This is a genomic window from Methylobacterium sp. 142-1Y (assembly GCF_057747795.1).
In genome coordinates this window covers 4202067-4225603 of the sequence record NZ_CM173224.1, presented here as the reverse complement: position 1 = coordinate 4225603, position 23537 = coordinate 4202067, and the positions used below count along the sequence as shown (strand labels likewise).

The 23537-nt window shown below is 71.3% G+C and carries 18 protein-coding genes; 11 read left to right on the top strand and 7 right to left on the bottom strand.

Translation table 11 applies throughout. The features are described from left to right. The first annotated feature begins 176 nt into the window (after positions 1–176). Positions 177–2675 carry a caspase family protein gene (locus AC3AOF_RS19285; protein ID WP_488346207.1) on the top strand — a complete coding sequence of 833 codons (2499 nt, stop codon included), beginning with the start codon at positions 177–179 and terminating at the stop codon, positions 2673–2675. 138 nt (positions 2676–2813) lie between these two features. Here the strand turns inward: AC3AOF_RS19285 and prfB are convergent. From prfB to AC3AOF_RS19260, 5 genes are all read right to left on the bottom strand, one after another. Beyond that, positions 2814–3942, bottom strand: a protein-coding gene (prfB, locus tag AC3AOF_RS19280) for a peptide chain release factor 2 (protein ID WP_236989350.1) whose coding sequence is annotated in 2 segments (ribosomal slippage) — positions 2814–3872 and positions 3874–3942 — 1128 coding nt in all. Because the reading frame shifts where the segments join, the coding sequence is not laid out codon by codon here. A gap of 78 nt (positions 3943–4020) precedes the next feature. After that, positions 4021–4317 carry a type II toxin-antitoxin system PemK/MazF family toxin gene (locus tag AC3AOF_RS19275; protein WP_488346206.1) on the bottom strand — a complete coding sequence of 99 codons (297 nt, stop codon included), beginning with the start codon at positions 4315–4317 and terminating at the stop codon, positions 4021–4023. 74 nt (positions 4318–4391) lie between these two features. Then, positions 4392–4670, bottom strand: coding sequence for an AbrB/MazE/SpoVT family DNA-binding domain-containing protein (locus AC3AOF_RS19270; protein ID WP_488346205.1), 279 nt, complete (start codon positions 4668–4670; stop codon positions 4392–4394). 64 nt (positions 4671–4734) lie between these two features. Continuing rightward, a complete protein-coding gene (locus tag AC3AOF_RS19265) occupies positions 4735–7164 on the bottom strand; it encodes a penicillin-binding protein 1A (RefSeq protein ID WP_236989353.1) in 2430 nt (809 codons plus the stop codon). Positions 7165–7369: 205 nt separating this feature from the next. Further along, positions 7370–8695 (bottom strand): N-acetylmuramoyl-L-alanine amidase, encoded by a 1326-nt coding sequence (locus tag AC3AOF_RS19260; RefSeq protein WP_488346204.1) that lies wholly within the window; start codon positions 8693–8695, stop codon positions 7370–7372. A 794-nt stretch (positions 8696–9489) separates the two neighbouring features. Between AC3AOF_RS19260 and AC3AOF_RS19255 the strand changes: the two genes are divergently transcribed. The 7 genes from AC3AOF_RS19255 to AC3AOF_RS19225 all read left to right on the top strand — a co-directional run bounded on the left by AC3AOF_RS19255 (position 9490) and on the right by AC3AOF_RS19225 (position 18093). Next, entirely contained in the window at positions 9490–12861 is a 3372-nt protein-coding gene (locus tag AC3AOF_RS19255) for an Rne/Rng family ribonuclease (protein ID WP_488346203.1), read from the top strand. A 351-nt stretch (positions 12862–13212) separates the two neighbouring features. Further along, positions 13213–14532, top strand: coding sequence for a methyl-accepting chemotaxis protein (locus tag AC3AOF_RS19250; RefSeq protein ID WP_488346202.1), 1320 nt, complete (start codon positions 13213–13215; stop codon positions 14530–14532). A gap of 292 nt (positions 14533–14824) precedes the next feature. Continuing rightward, positions 14825–15232, top strand: a complete 408-nt coding sequence (locus tag AC3AOF_RS19245; RefSeq protein ID WP_236989357.1) for a YciI family protein — start codon at positions 14825–14827, stop codon at positions 15230–15232. Continuing rightward, entirely contained in the window at positions 15229–16500 is a 1272-nt protein-coding gene (locus AC3AOF_RS19240; protein WP_488346201.1) for an RNA polymerase sigma factor, read from the top strand. Before AC3AOF_RS19245 ends, AC3AOF_RS19240 begins: the two co-directional genes overlap by 4 nt. A 109-nt stretch (positions 16501–16609) precedes the next feature. Continuing rightward, entirely contained in the window at positions 16610–17032 is a 423-nt protein-coding gene (locus AC3AOF_RS19235; RefSeq protein ID WP_236989359.1) for a VOC family protein, read from the top strand. Positions 17033–17086: 54 nt separating this feature from the next. Continuing rightward, complete coding sequence (locus AC3AOF_RS19230) at positions 17087–17551, top strand: SRPBCC family protein (RefSeq protein WP_488346200.1); 465 nt, start codon at positions 17087–17089, stop codon at positions 17549–17551. Between the two features lie 62 nt (positions 17552–17613). After that, a complete protein-coding gene (locus tag AC3AOF_RS19225) occupies positions 17614–18093 on the top strand; it encodes a VOC family protein (RefSeq protein WP_488346199.1) in 480 nt (159 codons plus the stop codon). Positions 18094–18346: 253 nt separating this feature from the next. On the opposite strand, the gene AC3AOF_RS19220 is transcribed toward AC3AOF_RS19225, so the two are convergent. Both AC3AOF_RS19220 and AC3AOF_RS19215 read right to left on the bottom strand, forming a co-directional pair. Next, positions 18347–19117 carry a class I SAM-dependent methyltransferase gene (locus AC3AOF_RS19220; RefSeq protein WP_236989362.1) on the bottom strand — a complete coding sequence of 257 codons (771 nt, stop codon included), beginning with the start codon at positions 19115–19117 and terminating at the stop codon, positions 18347–18349. 18 nt (positions 19118–19135) lie between these two features. Then, entirely contained in the window at positions 19136–20302 is a 1167-nt protein-coding gene (locus AC3AOF_RS19215; protein WP_488346198.1) for an aminotransferase class I/II-fold pyridoxal phosphate-dependent enzyme, read from the bottom strand. Between the two features lie 183 nt (positions 20303–20485). On the opposite strand from AC3AOF_RS19215, the gene AC3AOF_RS19210 reads away from it, so the two are divergent. From AC3AOF_RS19210 to accC, 3 genes are all read left to right on the top strand, one after another. Further along, positions 20486–21307, top strand: coding sequence for a DsbA family protein (locus AC3AOF_RS19210; protein ID WP_236992745.1), 822 nt, complete (start codon positions 20486–20488; stop codon positions 21305–21307). A gap of 163 nt (positions 21308–21470) precedes the next feature. Beyond that, entirely contained in the window at positions 21471–21956 is a 486-nt protein-coding gene (gene accB, locus AC3AOF_RS19205) for an acetyl-CoA carboxylase biotin carboxyl carrier protein (protein ID WP_236989364.1), read from the top strand. Between the two features lie 13 nt (positions 21957–21969). Further along, on the top strand, positions 21970–23325 hold the full coding sequence (accC, locus tag AC3AOF_RS19200; RefSeq protein ID WP_236989365.1) for an acetyl-CoA carboxylase biotin carboxylase subunit: 1356 nt from the start codon (positions 21970–21972) through the stop codon (positions 23323–23325). The last annotated feature ends 212 nt before the right edge of the window (positions 23326–23537 follow it).

The following is a 23537-nucleotide window of genomic DNA, read 5'->3' as shown; positions in this document are numbered from 1 at the left end:
CCCCATCGTCAGGTCCCAGCAAGCCTGATGCCGCATCGTTCAGTGCCGGTTCAAGCGCGACGGTTCGAGATGGGGCGGGTCATCGTGCTGCCCAGAAAAGCGACGATGCACCGTGGAAACCAGGGATGCCCACGAATCCGGCATCCCGACCGCCACCGTCACGGGAGGGCAACGCCATGCCGCCGCTCCGACATCTGCTCCTCGCCCCCGCGGTCCTGGCCCCCGCGGTCCTGGCCCCCGCAGTCCTGGCCCTCGTCGCCCTGGCGGGCCTCGTCGCCACCGCCCTCCCCTCGTCCGCGGCTCCGGCCGAGCGGCGGATCGCCCTCGTGATCGGCAACGGCGCCTACCCGGCCGGCCCGATCCCGACCGCCGCCAACGATGCCGGCCTCGTCGCCCAGACCCTGCAGGCGGCGGGGTTCGACGTGGTCGGCGCCCGCGACCTCGACGAGGATTCGCTGCGGCGGACCTTGCGCGACTTCACCGACAAGGCCGCGGCGGCGGGGCCCGACGCGGTGGCCTTCGTGTACCTCTCCGGCTACGGCCTGCAGCTCGAGAACGAGGCCTATTTCGCCCCGGTCGATGCCCGGATCGAGACCGCCTCCGACCTGCCGCTCAGAACCCTGCGGGTGTCGGACTACGTCAAGCGCCTCGCCGCCCTGCCGCTCAAGGCGCGCTTCGTGGTACTCGACGCCGCGCGGAGCACACCGTTCCGGCTCAAGGGCGATCCGCTGGCGGGCGGCCTGCCCCTGGTCGAGGCCGAGCCCGGCAGTCTGATCGCGACCAATGCGGCGCCCGGCACCGTCGGCCCGGCCGAGACCGGCGCTTACGGGTCCTATGCGCTCGCCCTCGTCGAGATGATCCGCGAGGGCGGGCTGGCACCGGCCGCCCTGTTCGAGCGGGTGCGCCTGCGGGTCGCGGAGGCGACCCGCGGCGGAGAGGTGCCGTGGAGCGCTTCGCGTATCGACGCGCCGTTCATATTCCTGGAGCGGGCGGCCGGAGCGCCCACGCTCGCCGGATTCGAGCCGCCGGCAAAGCCGCTCGGCGAGATCGGCGCGCGGGAGGCCTACGCCGCCTGCCTCGGCCGCGACACCCTGGCGGGATACGAGGAGTTCGTCGGCGCCTATCCGCGCGACCCGCTCAGCCAGCGCGTCCGGGCGATCATCGCGGCAAGGCGCGAGGCCATGACCTGGCGCCGCAGCGCGCTCGCCGATACGCCGGAGGCGTACTGGTCCTATCTCGGCCGCTATCCGCGCGGGCCGCATGCCTGGGACGCCCGGCGGCGCCTCTCGGCGCTGGCCGCCGCCGTCGCGCCGCCGCCGGATTATCGCATGCTCGCCTACGACGTACCGCCGCCGCCGCCCGAGGAGGTGATCTACGTCGAGCGGCCGGCGCTGTTCCTCGACGATCCGGTCTACGCCCTACCGCCGCCGCCCATCGCCTTCCTGCCGCCGCGGCCGACCGTGCTGGTGGAGCTCGCCCCGCCCCCTCCCCCTGGCGAGGCCTACATCCTGCCGGTGCCCGCTTACGTCCCGGTGCCCACCTACGTGGTGGCACCCCCGGCGGTGGTGCCGCCGCCGAACCCGGTGCTGTTCCAGAACCTCCACGTTCAGACCATCACGGTCGTGAACGAGCACGCCGCCGAGCCGGCGCCGCATGGGGCATCCCGCCTCGCGCCGGTGGCCGGCGCCATCGCGGGAGCGGCCATTGGAGCCGCCGCGTCCCGGGTCGCCCTGCCGCCGGCCATCGCCCGGAAGGCGGCGTTGCGGCCGGACCCGCAAGGGGCGCCGGGCCAGATCCCGCGCGCCGGTGGCCCGATCGGAGGACCATCTCCGGGAGCGACCGCCCTGCGGCCGAGCCTGCCGGGGCAGATCCCGTCTCAGGGCCCGGCCGGACCGCGTCCGAACCCCGCGCAGGCTCTGCCCGGCACGGGCGGAACGCCGCTGCCGGCCATCGCCGGCCGGCCCGGTGCGCCTGCCGGCCAGACGCCGGTTGGCCGACCGGTCGGGCTCGGGCAGATTTCAGGCCAAGATCCGCCACACCAAGCCACTTCAGGGCAGATACAAGGGCAAGTCCCCGGCCAAAACCCGCAAGCCACCGCGCAACCCGGGGCTCCGACCGCGGGCCGGACGGGACCGCCCCCTCTCGCCGCCCGCCCGCCGCAGGGATCGGCTGCCGCCGCGCCGCCACAGGGCCTCCAGCCCCAGGGCGTGCGGCCTCCGGTCACGCCGCTGCGCGCCGTGCAGCCGATGCGGCCGGCGCCCGCTCCGGCACCGCGCCAGGCTTTGCGCCCGCTGGCGGCCCCGCCGCCCCGCATGGCTGCCCCCGCCCGCGCAATGCGGCCGGATGACGGGTTGCAGCGGCTGCGGATGGAGCAGGCCGTACGTCAGCAGGCGATGCAGCGGCAGCAGGCTCTCCAGGCGCAGCAGGCCCAGGGTCAGGCCCAGGCCCGCCAGCGCTTCGAGGCGCAGCGGATGATGCAGAACCAGCAGCAGCAGATGCAGGACGCGATGCGACGCCAGCAGGCTCAGGCGCTGCGTCAGCCGCAGATGATGGCGCCGCGACCACAGCCGATGGCTCCGCCGCAGATGCGCCCGCCGCAGGCCGGTCCGCGCCCGGCGCCCCATGTTCCGCCGGGGCACGGCTGCGGGCATCCCGGTGGGCCGCCCTGTCGATAGTCAGGCCTACGTCGATCGCACGACGTTACCAATACCCTCCTCGTGTTCCGGGGCCGCGACCCAGAAAGAAGGGGCGCGGCCCCTCCCCCGGTCCGGAGGAGGCACCGCGCCCCTGTCGTCGTCCGAAGCCCTGAAACCTCAGTCGATATCCTCGACCGCGTCGGCCCCGCCATAGACCCGGTGGGCCAGCGACGCCTCGATCAGGTCGTCGATGTCGCCGTCGAGGACGTCGTCGGGGCTGGTCGACTGGGCGCCGGTGCGCAGGTCCTTCACCAGCTGATACGGCTGGAGCACGTAGGAGCGGATCTGGTGGCCCCAGCCGATATCGGTCTTCGAGGCCGCCTCGGCATTGGCCTTCTCCTCGCGCTTCTTCAGCTCGAGCTCGTAGAGGCGGGCGCGCAGCATGTTCCAGGCGGTGGCCCGGTTCTTGTGCTGCGAGCGCTCCTGCTGGCACGCCACCACGATCCCGGTCGGGTTGTGGGTGATGCGCACCGCCGAGTCGGTGGTGTTGACGTGCTGGCCGCCGGCCCCGGACGAGCGGTAGGTGTCGATCCGGCAGTCGGATTCCTTGATCTCGATCGTGATCCGGTCGTCGATGACCGGATAGACCCAGACGCTGGCAAAGCTCGTGTGCCGCCGGGCGTTGGAATCGTAGGGCGAGATCCGCACCAGGCGGTGGACGCCCGATTCGGTCTTCAGCCAGCCATAGGCGTTGTGGCCCTTGATCAGGAGCGTCGCCCCCTTGATCCCGGCCTCCTCGCCGTCCGACCACTCGACGATCTCGACCTTGTACTTCCGGCGCTCGGCCCAGCGGGAATACATGCGCTGGAGCATGTTGGCCCAGTCCTGGCTCTCGGTGCCGCCGGCGCCGGCATGGACCTCGACGTAGGTGTCGTTGCCGTCCGCCTCGCCCGAGAGCAGGGTCTCGATCTGGCGGCGCGCGGCATCGACCTGCACGGCGCGGATCTGCTCCTCGCCCTCGCGGATGCTGGCGGCGTCGCCCTCCATCTCGCCGAGTTCGATCAGCGTCGCGCCGTCCTCCAGCCCCTGCTCCAGGCGGCGGATCGCCGTGGCCGCGTCGTCGAGCTGCGTACGCTCGCGCATGACCTTCTGGGCCTCCTCCGGATCGTTCCAGAGCGAGGGGTCCTCCGAGCGGGCGTTCAGCTCCGCGAGGCGCTTGTCAACGGTATCCCAGTCAAAGATGCCTCCTCAGCAGTCCGATCGACTGCTTGGCGGCATCCGAGAGTTGCTCGATCTCGGCGCGCATCTGGTGTGGGTTCACTCACGTGAGGTGGGGTGCAGGGTGATAGCGCCGGGGGGCGCGGGTGTAAACGGCGGGGCGCTCTCAGGCGCCTGGCTCAGGGTCGACAAGGCTTGCCACCCGCGATGCGATCTCCTCGACGGTCGAGGGATCGACGACGCCAGCGAGACGTGCCGTGCCATCCGCCAAGCGCGCCCGCAGGTCGAAGCTGCGGAGATGCGTACAGACGGCAACACCCGTCACACCGTCTCCGTTCACCGGTACGGTGAGCCCGGCAGCACGGGCTCCGACCGCGCCGGTGGTCACGACGACAGCCACTGCGACGCCGTGGACGTTCACAGCCTCAGGCGTCAGGACGATCCAGTAATGTCGGTCGCGCATCTCACGTCCGACGACAGGGTTCGGGTCGACGGAGTAAATCTCACCGCGCTTCGGAGCCCTCGGGCGAGGCCCCATCAGCCCAGCTCGCGTCCGACTGGATCACCATCGAGCGCCCCGGCGATTCCTTCATAGATCTCGGGCAAATGCTCGGCGCCGACGAGCAGTTCGGCCATCGTGTAGCGTCGTTGCCTCTGAGGCGCGGTCTCAGGGATCGGCACTGCGACGATCGCACCGTCCTTTACCTCCAGCGCGAGTGCCGTACCGACACTGGCGCCGATGCTCTCCAGAAGCTCTCCCGGCAGGGTCACGACGCGTGCGCCGTCCTGCTCGCGAATTTTCGCGATGATCGACATCGACCCTGTTCCCGACTCTGCCACGCATCGTAGCACAATCGGGAACGTGGGGTGAGTGAAGGCCTCAGTACAACCCGCCCGCCTGGGCCGCCCTGTCCGCGTCCGGCGGCACCGCCGCAGGCGCCGCCGGCTGGGCGCTGGCCGGAGCCGAGTAGCTGTCCGGCGGGGCGGTGCCGGGCTTGAAGGCCTCGAGCAGCCCGCCCTCCGAGCCGCCGGCGCGGGTGCCGCTGGCCGCGTTGATGCGGATCAGCTTGATGCCCGGGGGCACGCGGAACGGCGTCGGCGGCTTGTCCTTCAGGGCGGCCTTCAGGAAGTCGCGGGCGATCGGGGCGGCGAGCCCGCCGCCGGTGGCGCTGTCGCCCAGCGAGCGGGGCTTGTCGTAGCCGATATAGATGCCGACCGCGAGGTCCGGCGAGAAGCCGACGAACCAGGCGTCCTTGGAGTCGTTGGTGGTACCGGTCTTGCCGGCGAGCGGCTTGCCGATCTCCTTGAGGATCGTGGCGGTGCCGCGCTGGACCACGCCCTCCATGATCGAGACGATCTGGTAGGCGGTGAGCGGGTCGAGGACCTGCTCGGAATCGTCGACCAGCTTCGGCTCGTCCTGGCCCGACCACTTCTCGGCGTCGCAGCCGATGCACTTGCGGGTGTCGTGGCGGTAGATGGTCTCGCCGTTGCGGTCCTGGATCCGGTCGATCAGCGTCGGGCGGATGCGCCGGCCGCCATTGTCGAGCATGGAGTAGGCGGTGACCATCCGCATCACGGTGGTCTCGCCGGCTCCGAGCGACATCGGCAGCACCGGCAGCATGTCGTCGTAGACGCCGAAGCGGCGGGCATACTCGGCGATCAGCGGCATACCGACATCCTTGGCCAGCCGCACCGTCATCAGGTTCTTCGAATGCTCGATGCCGTAGCGCAGGGTGTGGGGGCCGCCGCCGGCCTTGCCGCCGTAGTTCGTCGGGGTCCAGGCCTCCTGGCCGGGGCCCGCCTCGATGGTGATCGGGGTGTCGAGCACCATCGAGGCCGGGGTGTAGCCGTTGTCGAGCGCCGCAGAGTAGACGATCGGCTTGAACGACGAGCCGGGCTGGCGCATCGCCTGGGTGGCGCGGTTGAACTCGCTCTCGTCGTAGGAGAAGCCGCCGACCATCGCGTGGACGCGACCGGTATAGGGATCCATGGCGACGATGGCGCCGGACACCTCCGGGATCTGGCGCAGGCGGTAGGCGTTGCCGGGACCGTCCATGCGCTCGACATAAACGACGTCGCCGGTGTTCAGCGCCGCCGCGACGCTGCGGCCGGTCCAGCGCACGCCCTCGGCCGAGATGATCCCGGTCTCGCGGTCCTTCGAGACCTGCCCCGAGCTCTCGCGCTTCGGCTGCAGGCCGATCGTGGCGCGGCCGCCGGAGGTGTCGAGCACCACCGCCAGGCGCCAGGGCTGCACGTCGCCGAGCGCCGGCACCTCGGCCACCGCCATGCCCCAGTCGCGGCCGGCGAGCTCGACCCGGCTCTTCGGCCCGCGCCAGCCGCGCGCCTGATCGTAGCGCACCAGGCCGTCGACGAGGGACTTGCGGGCCATCGCCTGCATCTTCGGGTCGAGGGTGGTGCGCACCGACAGGCCGCCCTCGTAGAGCTTCTTCTCGCCGTAGCGCTCGGAGATCTCGCGGCGGACCTCCTCGGCGAAGTAGTTCGCGTTGGCGGTGTTGGGCGAGATGGTGCGCGGGTTGACGCCGAGCGGCAGCTTGCGCTCCGATTCGGCCTCCTCCTTGGTGATGTACCCGTTCTGGGCCATCAACCCGATGATCTCGTTGCGGCGCGCCAGCGCCTGCTGGGTGCGGCGATAGGGATGGTAGTTGTTCGGGCCCTTGGGCAGAGCCGCGAGATAGGCCGCCTCGTGGATCGTCAGCTCGTGGACCGACTTGCCGAAATAGTCGAGGGCGGCGGCCGCGATGCCGTGCAGGTTGCGGCCCGGCACGATCGTGCCGAGGAAGATCTCGTTGAGGTAGAGCTCGAGGATCTTGTCCTTCGAGTAGGTCGACTCGATGCGCAGCGCGATTAGCGCCTCGCGGATCTTGCGGTCGAAGGTCTGCTCGGACGAGAGCAGGAAGTTCTTGGCGACCTGCTGGGTGATGGTCGAGGCGCCCTGCTTCTTGCCGCTCGAGGCATTGGTCAGGATCGCACGGACGATGCCCTCCGGATCGATGCCGCCGTGCTTGTAGAAGTTCTTGTCCTCGGCCGACAGGAAGGCCGCGATGACGATCTTCGGCATCGCCTGGATCGGCAGGTAGAGCCGGCGCTCGCGGGCATATTCCGCGAGCAGGCTGCCGTCGGCGGCGTGGACGCGGGTCATCACCGGCGGCTCGTAATTGGCGAGCGCCGCGTGGTCCGGCAGGTCGCGCGAGTACTTCCAGAAGAAGTAGCCGCCCGCCGCGGCGCCGACGACGACCGCCATCGCGCCGATGCTGAACAGGAAGCCGAAGAAGCGGAGGATGAAGCGCATCGAAACCCGATCCGTCGATGATGCCGCGCGGCCCGAGAGGGCCTTGACCATGAGCCCGGAGCGGCGGCTGAAGCCACGCCCGGGCACGGCTCCTCACGGAAACGCGACAGCCGTGGCGGCGCGCGACACCGCTCCCGCGCTTAGCGGAAGCGGCTCGCGAAAGCCAGGACAGCGAGGGGCCGACGGGTCCCTATCGACACGTTATCTATGGTGAAACTGGGGCGGGTGCGATCTGGGCGGCCTTGCCGAGACGCGGCGCCTCGGTCCCGCGGGCGAGGGCCGGCGGCAGGCGGGCGGCGAAGAACGCCTCGATCGCCTCGGCCATCTGGCCGGTGACGGTGGCCCGCCATTCGTCGGAGAGCAGGAGGTCGAGGTCGCGCTTGCTCGACAGGTAGCCGAGCTCGACCAGCACCGAGGGCACGTCGGGGGAACGCAGCACCCGGAACCCGGCCTCGCGGTGGGGCTTGGCGCTCATCTCCATCACGCCGGACAGGCGGGTGAACAATCCCTTGGCGAAGCGGGCGGAGAAGCCGCGGGTCTCGCGCAGGGTGAGTTCCTGCAGGATGTCGGCGACGTCGCCCGGGCCCTCGCCCTGGTCGGCGCCGGCCGCCGCGTCGGCCTTGTTCTCGCGGTCGGCGAGCCGCGCCGATTCGGCGTCGGTGGCCTTCTCCGAGCCGGTATAGATGGTGGCGCCGCGCACCTGCGGGGCGGCCGAGATCGAATCGGCGTGGATCGACACGAACAGGTCGGCGCGGGCGTCGCGGGCGATGCGCACCCGCTCGTTCAGCGGCACGAACACGTCGCGGTCGCGGGTCATCTGCACCCGGATCCGGCCGCCGGCCTCCAGGCGCTGGACCAGCCCTTGGGCCACCCCGAACACGATGTCCTTCTCGTAGACCCCGTTGCCCGCGATGGCGCCCGGATCGATCCCGCCATGGCCGGCATCGATGATGACGAGGGGACGCGAATCGACGCCCTCGCGGGCGGGCGGGCCCGCCGCGCGGGGCGGCTCGGGGGGTTGCGCGGCGCGGCGGAAGGCCTCGCGGTCGCTGCGGGCGAGATCGATGGTCAGCAGGGTCGCCCCGTCCCGCGGGCGGGTCGTGGTCGCGACCCGCGCCACGGTGGCGGTCTGCGCCAGGTCGATGACGATGCGCGAGCGCCCGGGGGCGAACAGGCCGTAGCGATAGGAGGCGACGAGGCCCTCGCGCTTGCGGCCGGCCTCGGGGGGCAGCTGGAAATTGACCTCGGGCAGGTCGACGATCGCCCGGTCCGGCCGCTCCATCACGAAGGCCCGGGCCTCGACCGGCCGCGACAGCACCACGGTCAGGCGGGTGCCGCCTTCAGGGATCACCGCCGTCTCGGCGGCGATCGCCACCGCGGGACGGTCCGCGGCGGATCGCTCGGCGGCAGGCCGCTCCGCCGCGCGGTCGGGCGCCGGCGGGGTGGCGCCAGCGGCGGCCGGCAGGAACAAGCCCGTGGCCACGAGGGCGGCGCGGACGAGCAGGCGGATCGGACGTGCGCGTGTCGACATGGTCTCGCGGCGACCTCAGGCGGCATCCCGGTTACGCGATAACCGCGCCATGGTTAACGCATCGCAAAGGCCTTCGGATCGCCGGCGAGCGGCTGTGGCCGCGGGGGTACACAGGGCGGGACGCGGTCGTCGCCGCGTGGGTCACAGGGAATGACGGGCCATCGGGCCCGAGCCCCGTGATGATGCTTGCAAATTCCGCCGGACACTCTGTAATGATGGTGACCCCTGCCCGTTGCCGCCGGCTTTTCGCCGCGGACCACGGGCTCGCCCGGACGCTCCTGAAGCGGCTTCGGCGCTGGCCGGCCGCCGGCGGATCGTCCGACGATCTCGCGAGCCGGGCAGGTGTCTTTCGATCCGCGACGGCGTTCGTGAACGTCGTCGCCCTGTTTTACCGGCGGCCGGACCCTCGCGTCCCGGCGCCTCGATTCGAAAGGTCGGTGGGAGAATGCGTGGACGCACAGCCTCGGATCTCGAAGCTGCCGTCCCCGGCGCACGCGTCCGGCGTCGCGCCCGTCCGCGCCCCCTGCCCCCGGCCATCGTCAACCCCTCGCGCGCGTGGATGCGCGCAGCGGCGATTGACGGCATGATCCGCACGACATCATCCGCCGCGCCCGACCGGGCACGGCACGGGAGAGCCCTCCCGGCGCAGGTTTCCGCGCCCGGGGCGGCACCGGATTACGGAGGCTCGTCCTCCCGCATCCGGCCAGGATCCCCGAGGGTTTCCGCCTCGCGATCCGTTCCCGGATGCCCCCGTCCAGCGGCGCTGCCGTCGGTCGCCATGCCGAAAGTTCGTCATGGCCAACAAGATGCTCATCGATGCCGCCCACCCGGAAGAGACCCGGGTGGTGACGGTCAAGGGTTCGAAGGTCGAGGAATTCGACTTCGAATCCGCTAGCCGCCGCCAGCTGCGCGGCAACATCTATCTCGCCAAGGTCACGCGGGTCGAGCCGTCGCTGCAGGCCGCCTTCGTCGAGTACGGGGGCAACCGCCACGGCTTCCTCGCCTTCAGCGAGATCCACCCCGACTATTACCAGATCCCGATCGCCGACCGGATGGCGCTCCTCGAGGAGGAGGCGCGGGCCGAGCGCGAGCACGAGGAGCGTCCCGAGCGCCAGGAGCGCCAAGAGCGCAGCGAGCGTCCGGAGCGCGGAGACCGCTCGGAGCGCAGCGACCAGCCGCGCCGCCGGCGCCGCCGCGGCCGCCGGGCGGAGGCCTCGTCGCGCCCGGCCGACGCCGTGGTGAGCGCTCCCGCCCAGGACTCGCAGGAGGCTGCCGGGCAGGACGGCGCCGCGCCGGAGACCCGCGCCGAGACGACCGACTGGCAGGACGCCCATCCCCGGGAGACGCTGGCGCAGGAGACCTTCGCCCAGGAGACGGTCGCCCAAGTGACGGTCGCCCAGGACGCTCCGGCGCAGGAGATTTCGGCGCAGGAGAACCCGGCTCCGGACGCCCCGCACCAGGAGGATGTCCGGCCCGAGGGTCGCGAGCATCCGGCGCAGGACACCGCCCCGGCCGGCGAACCCGAGTCGCACGTGTCGTCCGTCGAGGCCCAGGGCCACGCCCAGGCCGGCGATGCGGTCGCGCAGGACAACTCGGCTCACGCCAACCTGGCCGAAGACGGTGCAGCCTCGCAGGCGCCCGCCGCCGAGGACCACGCGGTCGAGGCTGCCGCCGACGAGGCCGCCCCGATGCAGGGCGAGGCCGGATCCGAGATCCCGGCGGCGATCGTCGCCGCCGTGTCGGCGGAGCCCGCCCCCGTCGCGGAGACCGCGGCCGCACCCGCCGCGACCGAGACCGCCGAGGCCGCTTCGCCCGTCGACGACGCCGTCCTGCCCCAGCCCGTCGCCGCCTCGCAGCCGGTCGACGCCGCCGAGGCGGAGGTCGAGGCCGACGAGGATGCGGACGAAGACGACGATTCGGACGAGGACCACGAGGACGAGTCCGACGACGAGGATGACGAGGACGAGGACGGGGAAGACGAGGACGACGACGAGGACGAGGACCACGAGGAAGCGGTCGTCGAGCAGGTCGGCGGCCGCGGCGACGCGCTGGCCGAAATCCCCGAGCGCCCCCGCACCCCGCGCCGGCACTACAAGATCCAGGAGGTGATCAAGCGCCGGCAGGTCATCCTGGTCCAGGTCGTCAAGGAGGAGCGCGGCACCAAGGGCGCGGCGCTCACCACTTACCTGTCGCTGGCCGGCCGCTACTCGGTGCTGATGCCCAATACCGGCCGGGGCGGCGGCATCTCGCGCAAGATCACCAGCGCGGCCGACCGCAAGCGCCTGAAGGAGATCGCCACCGACCTCGAAGTGCCCGAGGGGATGGGCGTCATCCTGCGCACGGCCGGCGCCTCGCGCACCAAGCCGGAGATCAAGCGCGACTTCGAGTACCTGATGCGGCTGTGGGAGAGCGTGCGCGAGCTGACGCTGTCGTCGGCCGCGCCGGCGCTCGTCTACGAGGAGGGCTCGCTGATCAAGCGCGCCATCCGCGACCTCTACAACAAGGATATCGACGAGGTTCTGGTCGCGGGCGAGGACGCCTACCGCGAGGCCAAGGACTTCATGCGGATGCTGATGCCGACGCAGTCGAAGGTGGTGAAGCCCTACCGCGACCCGACGCCGGTCTTCGCCCGCTTCGGGGTCGAGCAGCAGCTCGACGCGATGTTCTCCAGCCACGTCTCCCTGCGCTCGGGCGGCTACCTCGTCATCAACCCGACCGAGGCCCTGGTCTCGATCGACGTGAACTCCGGGAGAGCCACCCGCGAGCACGACATCGAGGACACCGCGTTCAAGACGAACCTGGAGGCCGCCGAGGAGGTGGCGCGCCAGCTGCGCCTGCGCGACCTCGCCGGCCTCATCGTCATCGACTTCATCGACATGGAGGAGAAGCGGAACAACCGCGCCGTCGAGAAGAAGCTGAACGAGTGCCTGAAGAACGACCGCGCCCGCATCCAGGTCGGCCGGATCTCGCCCTTCGGCCTGCTCGAGATGTCGCGCCAGCGCATCCGCACCGGCGTGCTCGAATCCTCGTCGGTGCCCTGCCCGCATTGCGGCGGCTCTGGCTTCGTGCGGGCGACCGCCTCGGTGGCCCTCTTGATCCTGCGGGCGATCGAGGAAGCGCTGATCAAGTCGAGCAGCCACAACCTGATCCTGCGCACCCGGACCGAGGTGGCGCTCTACATCCTCAACCAGAAGCGGGCCCACCTGCACGAGCTCGAGGCGCGGTTCGGCGTCGCGATCATCATCGCGGCCGACGAGCGGCTGGCCGCGACCTCGGCCTTCCACCTCGAGCGCGGCGACATCGCCCAGCGGGTCGAGCCGCGCCCCGTCACCAGCATCCGGGCCGAGGCGGTGCTGCCGCCGCCGCTGGAGGAGGACGACGAGGACGAGGACGAGATCGTCGAGGAGGCCGAGGCCGAGGGTGAGGCCGAGGGTGAGGCCGACGTGGACGCCGAGGCCGAGGGCGAGGCCGAGGCGGAGACCGCCGAGGGCGCGGCCGGCGAGGACGAGGGCGGGGGCAAGCGTCGCCGTCGCCGCCGCCGTCGGCGCGGCCGGGGCGAGCGCGGCGAGGCCGAGGGTCACGAGGCGGACGAGGCCGGCGACGAGCCGGTCCGGGCTTCGGCCGAGCCGGATTCCGAGCAAGGGTCCCAGGCCGTGTCGATCCCGATCACCGAGGACGGCGCGGCCCCCGAGCGCGAGAGCCGCGAGGAGGCCCTGAGCCGCCGCCGCCGGCGCGGACGCCGGGGTGGGCGCGGGCGCGACCGCGCCGAGGAGAGCGTCGGCACGATCGGCGACGAGGTCGTGGCCGGGGCCGAGCCGGGTGAGACCGGCGCCAGCCTGGTGCAGGATTCGCTGGCCGAGGAGATCGTCGCCCTCGACGAGATCGCCGGGCCGACGCCCGAGGCGGTCGGCAGCCCGGTCGCGGCGCCCGATCTCCCGGCAGTCGAGCGCGAGGCCCTGACCGCCGAGGCGATCGAGGCCCCCGCCCCGGCCGGTGAGTCCGTTCACGGCTCCGGAACCGCGCCGGCGCCCGAGCCCGAGGTGCCGGCTCCCGCGTCGGAGCCCGAACCCGAGCCTGTGGCGGTCGTGCTCACCCCGCCCGATCCGGACCGCCCGAAGCGGGCCGGCTGGTGGTCCCGCACCAAGGCGGCGATCGGCGGCGAGTAACCGATCCCGGGACGGGCATGAGGCCCGTCCCCACCATTTGCCAACGAACGACGCGGGCCGCGCTCCAGAAGGAGCGCGGCCCGCGTCGTTCGTCGGGGCATCGAATCTACGGCGAATGGCCTGGGGCAACCGACCGGTGAATGCGGCACTTTATGCAATGCGGCGTCGCGAGACCTCACAACCATCGCATGCAAACACAATACCAGCGGGTATATGGATACCACGACAGCGCATCCAAAAATGGAGGACTGAAGGTCAACTAACATGCTACTTCATGACCTGATGTGGGCGTTAACGAAAACGATACGGAGATCGGCGAGAGATCGTGTCGTGCTCCCCTGGATGTCTGCCATGTTCCGCTCCCGTAAGGCCGCCACGCCCGCCCCCGTCGAGACGCCCGAGATGATCGAGGATCGACTCGCCGGCATGGTCGACCGGGCCGGTACGGCCGGCACCGAGCTGGGGAACGGGCGGCTCGCGACCGCGCTGGCGCGCCTCGTCGCCCAGACGCGCGAGGCCGCCGCGGCCGATCTCGGCAGCACCGCCCGCGTGGCCGCGGAGGCCTCGGAGGCCGCCACGGTACTGGGCTGGATGACGCACGACGCCAGCGAGATCGCCGGGCAGACCCGCGCCATGGCGGCGGCCGTCGAGGAGGTGGCGGCCTCGACCCGGGAACTCGCCGGCCGCTCGCAGGCCAGCGCCGACGTCGCCGAGCAGGCGACGGGCGGGATCGCGGCCTGCGCGGCGGACATGCGCGAGGCGAGCCGCACCATGGCGGCGATCGAGACCCATGCCGGGCAGATCGAGCAGCGCCTGACCGGCTTCGAGGGCGCCGCCCTCCAGATCCAGGAGATGGCCGGCACGATCGAGGCGATCTCGAGCCAGACCAACCTTCTCGCCCTCAACGCGACGATCGAGGCGGCCCGGGCCGGCGAGGCCGGCCGCGGCTTCGCCGTGGTGGCGGCCGAGGTCAAGCAGCTCTCCGGCCAGACCGCCCGGGCCACCGAGCAGATCCGCGGCCGCCTGGCGGTGCTGCTCCAGGAACTCGCGGCGATCCAGGCCGCCGTGGCCGAGAGCCGGCAGGCCGTGGCGGGCGGCACGGCCGCGGTCGCCCGGGTCGAGGCGCGGGTGGCGCAGGAAGGCCAGGCCGTGGCCCGCTCGGCGGAAGGCATCCGGGCGCTCGCCGAGGTGCTGGGCCAGCAGGAGGCGGCGACCGCCGAGATCTCCTCCAGCGTGCAGCAGGTCGCCGGCAAGGCGCAGAAGACCAGCACCGAGATCACCGGGCTGATGACGATCCTGGTGCGGGCCGAGACCGCGGCGCAGGAAGCCCTCAAGACCGGCGCCGCCCGCGGCCTACCGGCGTACGCCCTGGTGCGCCTGCCGGCCGATATGGCGATGTGGAAGCGCCGCCTCGCGGCGGCCCTGGTCGGGCTCGGACAGGTCTCCGCGGCCGTGCCGCCCTTCCGCGATGCCGCGGCGGATCTCGGGCTCGACCCTGCCGATCCCGCCGCCGCGCGGCTCGTCGCGGCCGGCGCCGAGGCGCATCGTCATGCCGCCGCCATGGCCGAGGCCCTGGGACGTGGCGACTGGGGCACCGCCATACCGGCCTTCCAGGCCTTCGAGACCGCCGCCAAGGGGATGGTGAACGCCGCCGAGGGCGCCCGGCGCTAGAGCAATTCGCGATCGCGCTGCAATCGCGAATTGCTCCAAGTCTTCGTCTTGCCGCATCTTCTTCGGCGAACCGGCATCCACTTCGTCGGAAAATCCTCTAGAGCACTTCAAGATCGCATTGCAATCGCGAAGCTCTCTAGGCCTTTGATTTTGCCGCATTTTCTGCGACGAACCGGCATCCACTTCGTCGGAAAATGCTCTGGTCCGGGCCATTTCGCAGATCGGGAATTCTGAGCGATCCTTGTCGGATCCGGGCCGCGTCATGCGTCCTTGAAACGAGGGAGGATCGACCATGCTCTACGCCATCCTGTGCTACAAGGACGAGGACGTCGTTGCCGCCTGGAGCGCCGCGGAGGACGAGGCGGTGATGGAGCGGCTCGGCCGGGTGCACGAGACGCTGGAGCGCCGGGGCAAGCTCGGCCCGTCCTTGCGGCTCCTGCCGACCACTGCCGCCACGACCTTGCGCAAGGCGAGCGAGCCGCCGCTCGTGATCGACGGTCCCTTCGCCGAGACCAAGGAGCAGTTGCTCGGCTTCTACGTCGTCGACGTCGCCGACCTCGATGAGGCGTTGGAAGTCGCCCGCGACCTCGCGAGCGCCAATCCGGGCGGCGCCTACGAATTGCGCCCGGTCCTGCTCTACAACCCCGATCCACGCCCGAGTGCCGCATCCTCGCCCGATCCGCGCCGGGCGGAACGTTGAGCGAGGCGTCGCCCGACCCCGCGTGGCTGGCTTGCGCCCTCGCGGCGGCGCGGCCGCGGGTGGTCTCGGCCCTGCTGCGGGTGTTTCGCGATCTCGACATTGCCGAGGAGGCCTTCCAAGAGGCGAGCCTGCGGGCCCTGCGCACCTGGCCCCGCACCGGCCCGCCGCGGGACGTGGCGGCCTGGCTGATCCTGGTCGGGCGCAACTGCGCCCTCGACGGCACGCGCCGCCGCGCCCGCCAGGCGCCGCTGCCGGCGGAGGAAGCCGTGTCCGATCTCGACGACGCCGAGACGCCGCTCGCCGAGGCGATCGACGCGCAGGCCTACCGGGACGACATCCTGCGGCTCCTGTTCATCTGCTGCCATCCGGACCTGCCGGCGACGCAGCAGGTCGCGCTGGCGCTCCGCATCGTCTCGGGGCTTCCCGTCGCACGCATCGCCCGCGCCTTCCTGGTCTCGGAGGCGGCGATGGAGCAGCGCCTCACCCGCGCCAAGGCCCGCATCGCCAGGAGCCCGGTGCCGTATGGGGCGCCGGGACCGGCCGAGCGGGCGGAGCGGCTCGCGGCCGTCGCGGCGATGCTCTATCTCGTCTTCAATGCCGGCTACTCGGCGGCGACCGGCTCGGAGCGGGCCGTCCTCTGCGACGAGGCGATCCGCCTCGGCCGCCTGCTCCTGCGGCTGTTTTCCACCGACCCGGAGGTGATGGGGCTGCTTGCCCTGATGCTGCTCCAGCACGCCCGCTCGCCGGCCCGCTTCGATGCCGACGGCGAGATCATCCTGCTGGAGGAGCAGGATCGTGGGCTCTGGCGCAAGCCCATGATCGCCGAGGGACTGGCCCTCGTCGACAAGGCGATGCGCCACCGCGGCCCCGGCCCCTACCAGGTCCAGGCGGCGATCGCCGCCCTGCATGCCCGCGCCGCGCAGCCGCAGGCGACCGACTGGGCCGGGATCGACGCGCTCTATGCGGCGCTGGAGCGGATGCAGCCCTCGCCGGTCGTGACGCTCAACCGTGCGGTGGCGACCACCAAGGTCGCCGGCCCGGCGGCCGGGCTCGCCCTCGTCGAGCCCCTGGCCGGGCCGCTCCAGGGCTATTTCCACTTCCACGGCCTGCGCGGCGCCCTGCTGATGCAGCTCGGCCGCAACGACGAGGCGCGGGAGGCGATGGGCCGGGCGATCGCGCTCGCCGGCACTCCGGCCGAGGCCGCGCATATCCGCCGCCAGCTCGACCGGCTGGCCGGGGACGAATCCGCGGCCCCCGAAAAAATCTGAAGCCGGGCTGTCGGGACGCGGCCCTGCCGCCCGTCCTTGCAGCGAGGCCGCCAAGCGAGGCCGCCAAGCGAGGCAGCATCGACGACCGGCCCATCCGAGGAGAGGACCCATGAGCGACGCAACCCCCAAAGAAACCCCCAAGATGGCCCCGGTGAAGGGCGGCCTCGTCACCTACCTGATGCTGGACGGCGCTCGGAGGGCGGCCGAGTTCTACGTCCGCGCCTTCGGAGCCGAGATCGTGGCGGCGATGCCGGCCGATCCGCAGGGGCGGACGCCGCACGTGCACCTTCACGTCAACGGCTCGTCGCTGATGCTGAGCGACGCCTTTCCGGAACAGGGCTGCGCCCTGGCAGCGCCGCAGGCCTTCACCCTGACATTGATGGTGGAGGATATCGACGCCCGCTACGCCCACGCGGTCGAGGCCGGCGCCACCGCGCTGATGCCGCCGGCCGAGATGTTCTGGGGCGACCGCTACGGCCAGCTGCGCGATCCCTTCGGGGTGGTCTGGGCGATGAACCAGCAGAAACGCTGATGCCGCGCCGGGACCGGGCCCTTGGTCCCCCCTCCCCGACTGCCGAGCACGCCCATGACCGATCCGACCGGACGCGACCTCGTCCTCACCCGCCTGATCCCGGCCCCGGCGGCCGCGCTCTACCGCGCCTGGACCGAGCCGGACCTGATCAGGCAGTGGTTCGCCCCCAAGCCCTTCACGGTCGCCGCGGCCGAGACGGAGCTTCGTCCCGGCGGCGCGACCCGCATCGTCATGCGGGGCCCGGACGGCAGCGAGTTCGCGAGCAGCGGCGTCTATCTCGAGCTGGTCGAGAATGCCCGCATCGTCTTCACCGACGCCTATACCCGCGCCTGGGAGCCGGCGGAAAAGCCGTTCTTCACCGGCATCATCACCTTCGCGCCCGAGGGCGGGGCCACCCGCTACACCGCGCTCGCCCGCCACTGGAATGCGGAGGATCGCGCCGCCCACGAGGCGATGGGTTTTCACGATGGCTGGGGCCGATGCGCCGACCAGCTTGCCGCCCTCGCCGCGCGGCTCTGAGCGAAGCCGCGTTCCGCATCGCGAAGCGATCAATCGGAAAGCGTATGACGGGAGACACGACCATGGCCGCTGTCAGCACCTGCTTGTGGTTCGCGCGCGACGCCGAGGAGGCGGTGCGCACCTACGTCGCCCTCGTCCCGGGTTCGCAGCTCGGGCCGATCCTGCGTGCCCCGGGTCCCTGGCCCGGGGGCGAGCCCGGCGCCGCGATCCTGGTGAGCTTCACCCTCGGCGGGCAGAGCTTCCAGGCCCTGAACGGCGGCATGAAGGCCGAGTACGGCACCGCCGCCTCGATCGCCGTCGCCTGCCCGGATCAGGAAGCGGTCGACCACCTGTGGGACGGGCTTCTGAGTGGCGGCGGCAGCGAAATCCAGTGCGGCTGGCTGCGCGACCGCTGGGGCGTGCCCTGGCAGATTTTCCCCGAGATCCTGCCGCGGCTGCTCGCCGACCCGGACCCCGCCGTCGCCGCCCGGGTGTTTGCCGCGATGCAGGGCATGGTCCGGATCGACGTGGCGGCGTTGGAGCGGGCGGCGGCCGGGGAGTGACGTTCGCCTCTCCTGGGAAATCGTTGATTGTCCAGCCCAGTCGATCTGGCAGAGCCGCTGACACCTTTCCGCGTCATCCCAGGGCTCGACGAAGTCGAGAACCCGAGATCCATAAATAATGACGATGCCGGACAAGGCGTTTAGCGTTCCGCCTCATCCTGCACTGTCAGCGATTATGGATCCCGGGTTCCGCCGCGCGGCCCCGGGATGACGATGGAGGGTTTGAACCCGATCGTCTCGATCAAATAAAATCTCAGCAAACCCGCTCGCACCAATAGACGAACGTCCGGTACGGAAACGTCACCGCGTCACGACCGGCCAGTTCCGGCGTCCGGGCGATGAGGTCGCGCACGCTCTGCGCCACCTTTGCCCGCTCCGCCTCCGGCAACGCCGCAATGAAGCTCACCGACAGGGTGCGGTCGAGGATCACCTGCTCGGGCGTGCCGGTATGGCCGTGCGGAAACGACGCCTCGTGCAGGGGCCCGAAGCCCTCGGCCGGAAACAGCCCCCGCCAGACCCCCGTGTGGTAGCGCGGCGCGTCACCCTCGTGGGCGTTCATGATCGTGGTCAGCTCCGCCACCCAGGGTGTGCCGTCGTCGCGGACGTTCCAGACCAGGCCGAAGCGGCCCCCGACCTTGAGAACCCGGCGGATCTCGGCGAGCGCCGCCTTCGTCGAGAACCAGTGGAAGGCCTGGGCGCAGACGAGCGCGTCGAGGCTGGCATCTGCCAGCGGCATCGCCTCGGCGGAGCCGGGACGCGCCGTCACGCCGGGAAGCGAGGCGGCGAGCTGCGCCCGCATCGCGTCGACCGGCTCGATCGCCGTCACGTCGGCGCCGGTCGTCGCCAGCAGGCGGGTGAACTTGCCGGTACCGGCGCCGAGATCCGCGACGCTCCGGCCGGGCTCGAGACGCAGGGTCTCGCGCAGCCAGGCGCTCAGGGCTGCCGGATAGTCCGGCCGGCCGCGGGCATAGGTCTCGGCACCGGCGGAAAACCCGCCTGCGGCCGCCGGGTGCAGATCACTCATGCTCGGGTCCTCCTCCGATCACCGAAGCCAGCCCCTGAGCCGCCGCACCGCCTCCTGCGCCTCGGCCTCGCCGCCGGCAAACGACAGGCGCAGGTGGTGGGCGCCGGCCTCCGGGTCGAAATCGAGGCCGGGCGTCGCCGCGACGCCGGCCTCGTCGAGCATGCGGCGGCAGAATCCGATCGAGTCGTTGGTGAGCCGGGCGACGTCGGCATAGAGATAGAAGGCCCCGTCCGCCGGATGCACGTCGCCGAGGCCGATCGACGGCAACTCGTTGAGGAGCAGCGACCGCGCGCGGGCGTAGTCGGCCTTGACCAGTTCCAGCTCCTCGGTGGCCTCGAAGGCGGCGAGAGCGGCCACCTGCGACAGGTAGGGCGCCGAGATGTAGAGGTTCTGCGCCAGCCGCTCGATCGGCCGCACCAGGGCGTCCGGCACCACCATCCAGCCGATGCGCCAGCCGGTCATGCAATAGTATTTCGAGAACGAGTTGATCACGATGGCCTCGGGATCGACGGCGAGCGCCGTCGCGGCCGGCACGCCGTAGGTCAGGCCGTGATAGATCTCGTCGGAGATGAAGCGCAGGTTCATCGCGCGGCAGGCCTCGGCCAGGGACCGAAGACCCGCCTCGTCGATCATCGTGCCCGAGGGGTTGGCCGGGCTCATCACCAGCAACCCCGAGAGCGGCGCAGCGGCATGGGCGGCCCGTAACGAGGCAGCGGTCGGCACGAAGCCGTCCTCGGCACGCAAGGTGAGCCCCACCGGTTCGAGGTCGACGGCCTGGAGCACCGAACGATAGGCCGGGTATCCGGGCGCCGCGATGGCGACGCGCCCGCCGGCATCGAACAGGCTCAGGAAGGCGAGCACGAAGCCCGCCGAGGAGCCGGTGGTGACGACGACCCGCTCGGGCGCCACCGAGACCCCGTAGGCCTCGGCGTAGTGGCGGGCGATGCGCTCGCGCAAGGGGGCGAGGCCGAGCGCCTCGGTATAGGGGATGCGGCCCGAAGCCAGCGCGGCTTGCGCCGCCGCGATGGCGGATTTCGGCGCCGGGGCCGAGGGCTGGCCCACCTCCATATGCACCACGCTGTCGCCCTGCCGCTCGCGCCGCGCCGCGGCGGCGAGCACGTCCATCGCCAGGAAGGGCGCGACGCGGGCGGCGCGGCGGGACACGAGAGCGGCGGGATCGGACATGACGGGCCTTGGGTACGGCAACGGGTGCGCCCCCGCACATAGCGGGATTTGCCGGAGATTGCGCCCCGCCACCAGCGCCAAGCGTGATTTGACAAGGCCGCCGCGAAACCGCCTAACCGAGGGGTCAAGGAGCGTGCCATGTTCGCGCGCCACCGACGGTGGACGACCCCGATGAGGACGACGATGCTGCCCCTGCCCCGCCTTCTGCCCGCCCTCGCCCTCGCGGGCCTCGTCGCCGCGGTTGCCCCGACGCAGGCGCAATCGCCGACCACCACCCCGGCGGCACCGGCGGCCCAAGCTCCGGCGGCGTCGAGCCCGATGAGCGACGCCCAGCGCCAGGCGATCGAGGGCGTGGTGCGCGACTACCTGATGAAGAACCCGGAAATCCTCCAGGAGGCGATGGCCGAGCTGGAGAAGCGCCAGCAGGAGGCCCAGAAGGTCGCCCAGGCCAGCGCCCTGAAGGAAACCCGCGATACCCTGCACAACTCGCCGCACGGCTTCGTCGCCGGCAACCCGAACGGCGACGTCACCCTGGTCGAGTTCTTCGATTACAATTGCGGCTACTGCAAGCGGGCGCTCAACGACCTCCAGACCCTGATCAAGGGCGACCCGAAGCTGAAGGTGGTCCTGCGCGACTTCCCCGTGCTCGGACCCGATTCGCTCGAGGCCAGCAAGGTCGCGCTCGCGGCGAAGCAGCAGCTCAAGGGCGACAAGCTGTTCGACTACCACACCCGCCTGCTGGAGAGCCGCGGCCGGGTGAACGGCGAGCGGGCGATCGCGGTGGCCAAGGAGATGGGCCTCGACATCGCCAAGCTGCAGAAGGACATGCAGGCCCCCGACATCCAGGCGGCCCTGCAGGAGAATGTGGGGCTGGGCGACAAGCTCGGCCTGTCGGGCACCCCGGCCTTCATCATCGGCGACGAGATCATCCCGGGCGCCGTCGGCGTCGAGCCGATCCGCAAGACGGTGGCCGGCGTGCGCCAGTGCGGCCACGCCACCTGCTGAGGTTCCCGCTTGCCCGTCGCGCCGGCGCCACTATCGCGCGCCGGCCGCATGGTCTATGAGGCCCGCCGATCGCCCGCCGGACAGGAAGACGCCCCCGTGTCGTCCGCGCGTCGCCCCGGCGGGCCCGCCCCCGCCCCCTTTCACGATTGCCGAAGACCCGCCCGTGCCCTCCAACAACAAGCATGACCCCTTCGACCCCGAGCTCGTCCGCGAACTCGCGACCCTGATCGCCGAGACCGATCTCAGCGAGATCGAGGTCGAGAAGGGCGACCTGCGCATCCGCGTCGCCCGCGAGCGCGCCGTGCAGCAGGTGCAGGTCCCGGTGGCGGCCGCCGCCCCGCCCCTGCCCGCCGCCGCGATCCCCGCCGCCCCGGTCCTCACCGCCGAGTCCGACCCGAAGGCGCTCGCCGCCCATCCGGGCGCGGTGCTCTCGCCGATGGTCGGCACCGCCTACCGCAAGCCCTCGCCGGAGGCCAAGACCTTCGTCGAGGTCGGCTCGCGGGTCGAGAGCGGCGCCCGGGTGCTGCTCGTCGAGGCGATGAAGACCTTCAACGACATCGTGGCGCCGCGCGCCGGCACCGTGACGGCGATCTTCATCGAGGACGGTCAGCCGGTCGAGTTCGGCGAGCCCCTCCTGCTGATCGAATAAGTTTAAGGCCCCCATGTTCGACAAGATCCTGATCGCGAACCGGGGCGAGATCGCGCTCCGGATCCTGCGGGCCGCCAAGGAGCTCGGCATCGCGACGGTGGCGGTGCATTCCACCGCCGATGCCGACGCCATGCACGTGCGGCTCGCCGACGAGAGCGTGTGCATCGGGCCGCCGCCGGCCCGCGACAGCTACCTCAACATCCCGTCGATCATCGCCGCCTGCGAGATCACCGGCGCCGACGCGGTGCATCCGGGCTACGGCTTCCTGTCGGAGAATGCGCGCTTTGCCGAGGTGCTGAACCACCACGGCATCGGCTTCATCGGCCCGAAGGCCGAGCACATCCGGATCATGGGCGATAAGATCGAGGCCAAGCGCACCGCCAAGCGCCTCGGCATCCCGTGCGTGCCGGGCTCCGAGGGTGGCGTCACCGACACTGACGAGGCCAAGCGCATCGCCGCCGACATCGGCTATCCGGTGCTGATCAAGGCGGCCTCCGGCGGCGGCGGCCGCGGCATGAAGGTCGCCCGCAGCGAGGCCGACATCGAGAACGCGCTGATGACCGCCCGCACCGAGGCGAAGGCCGCCTTCGGCGACGACGCGGTCTACATCGAGAAGTATCTCGAGAAGCCGCGCCACATCGAGGTGCAGGTGCTCGGCGACGGCCGCGGCAACGCCATCCACCTCGCCGAGCGCGATTGCTCGCTCCAGCGCCGGCACCAGAAGGTGTGGGAGGAAGGCCCCTCCCCGGCGCTGAACGCCGAGATGCGCGAGCAGATCGGCGGCACGGTCGCCCGGGCGATGCAGGAGCTGGGCTATCTCGGCGCCGGCACGATCGAGTTCCTCTACGAGGACGGGCAGTTCTACTTCATCGAGATGAACACTCGTATTCAAGTGGAGCACCCTGTCACCGAGATGATCACCGGGATCGACCTCGTCAACGAGCAGATCCGGGTGGCGGCGGGCGCGCCCCTGTCGGTGCGCCAGGAGGACGTGCGGGTCGAGGGTCACGCCATCGAGTGCCGGATCAATGCCGAGCACCCGGCGACCTTCCGGCCTTCGCCCGGCACGATCACCTATTTCCATCCGCCGGGAGGCTTGGGCGTGCGGGTCGATTCGGCCGCCTTCCAGGGCTACCGCATCCCCCCGCACTACGATTCGCTGATGGGCAAGCTCATCGTGCACGGCCGCACCCGCAACGAGTGCCTGATGCGCCTGCGCCGGGCGCTCGACGAGTTCGTGGTCGCGGGCGTCGACACGACGCTGCCGCTGTTCCGCACGCTCGTGCGCAATTCCGACATCCAGAACGGCCTCTACGACATCCACTGGCTCGAGGAATTCCTCAAGACCGGCGGGCTCGAGATCGCCTGAGGACCGTCTCGATCGGATCCCTCGTTCCGAAGGGGCGCCGCGAGGCGCCCCTTCGCGTTTTCGGATGCGGCGTTGCAACAATCGTTGGTGCGCAAAATTTTTGCGGCGCCGCGGAACGGCGAGGCGCCTCGCCAGTTCTACTGGCGACAGCGGCCAGAACAGACCTCATGATCTCTTGGTTATCCAGCGATCATGAACAGTCGAGGCCGCAC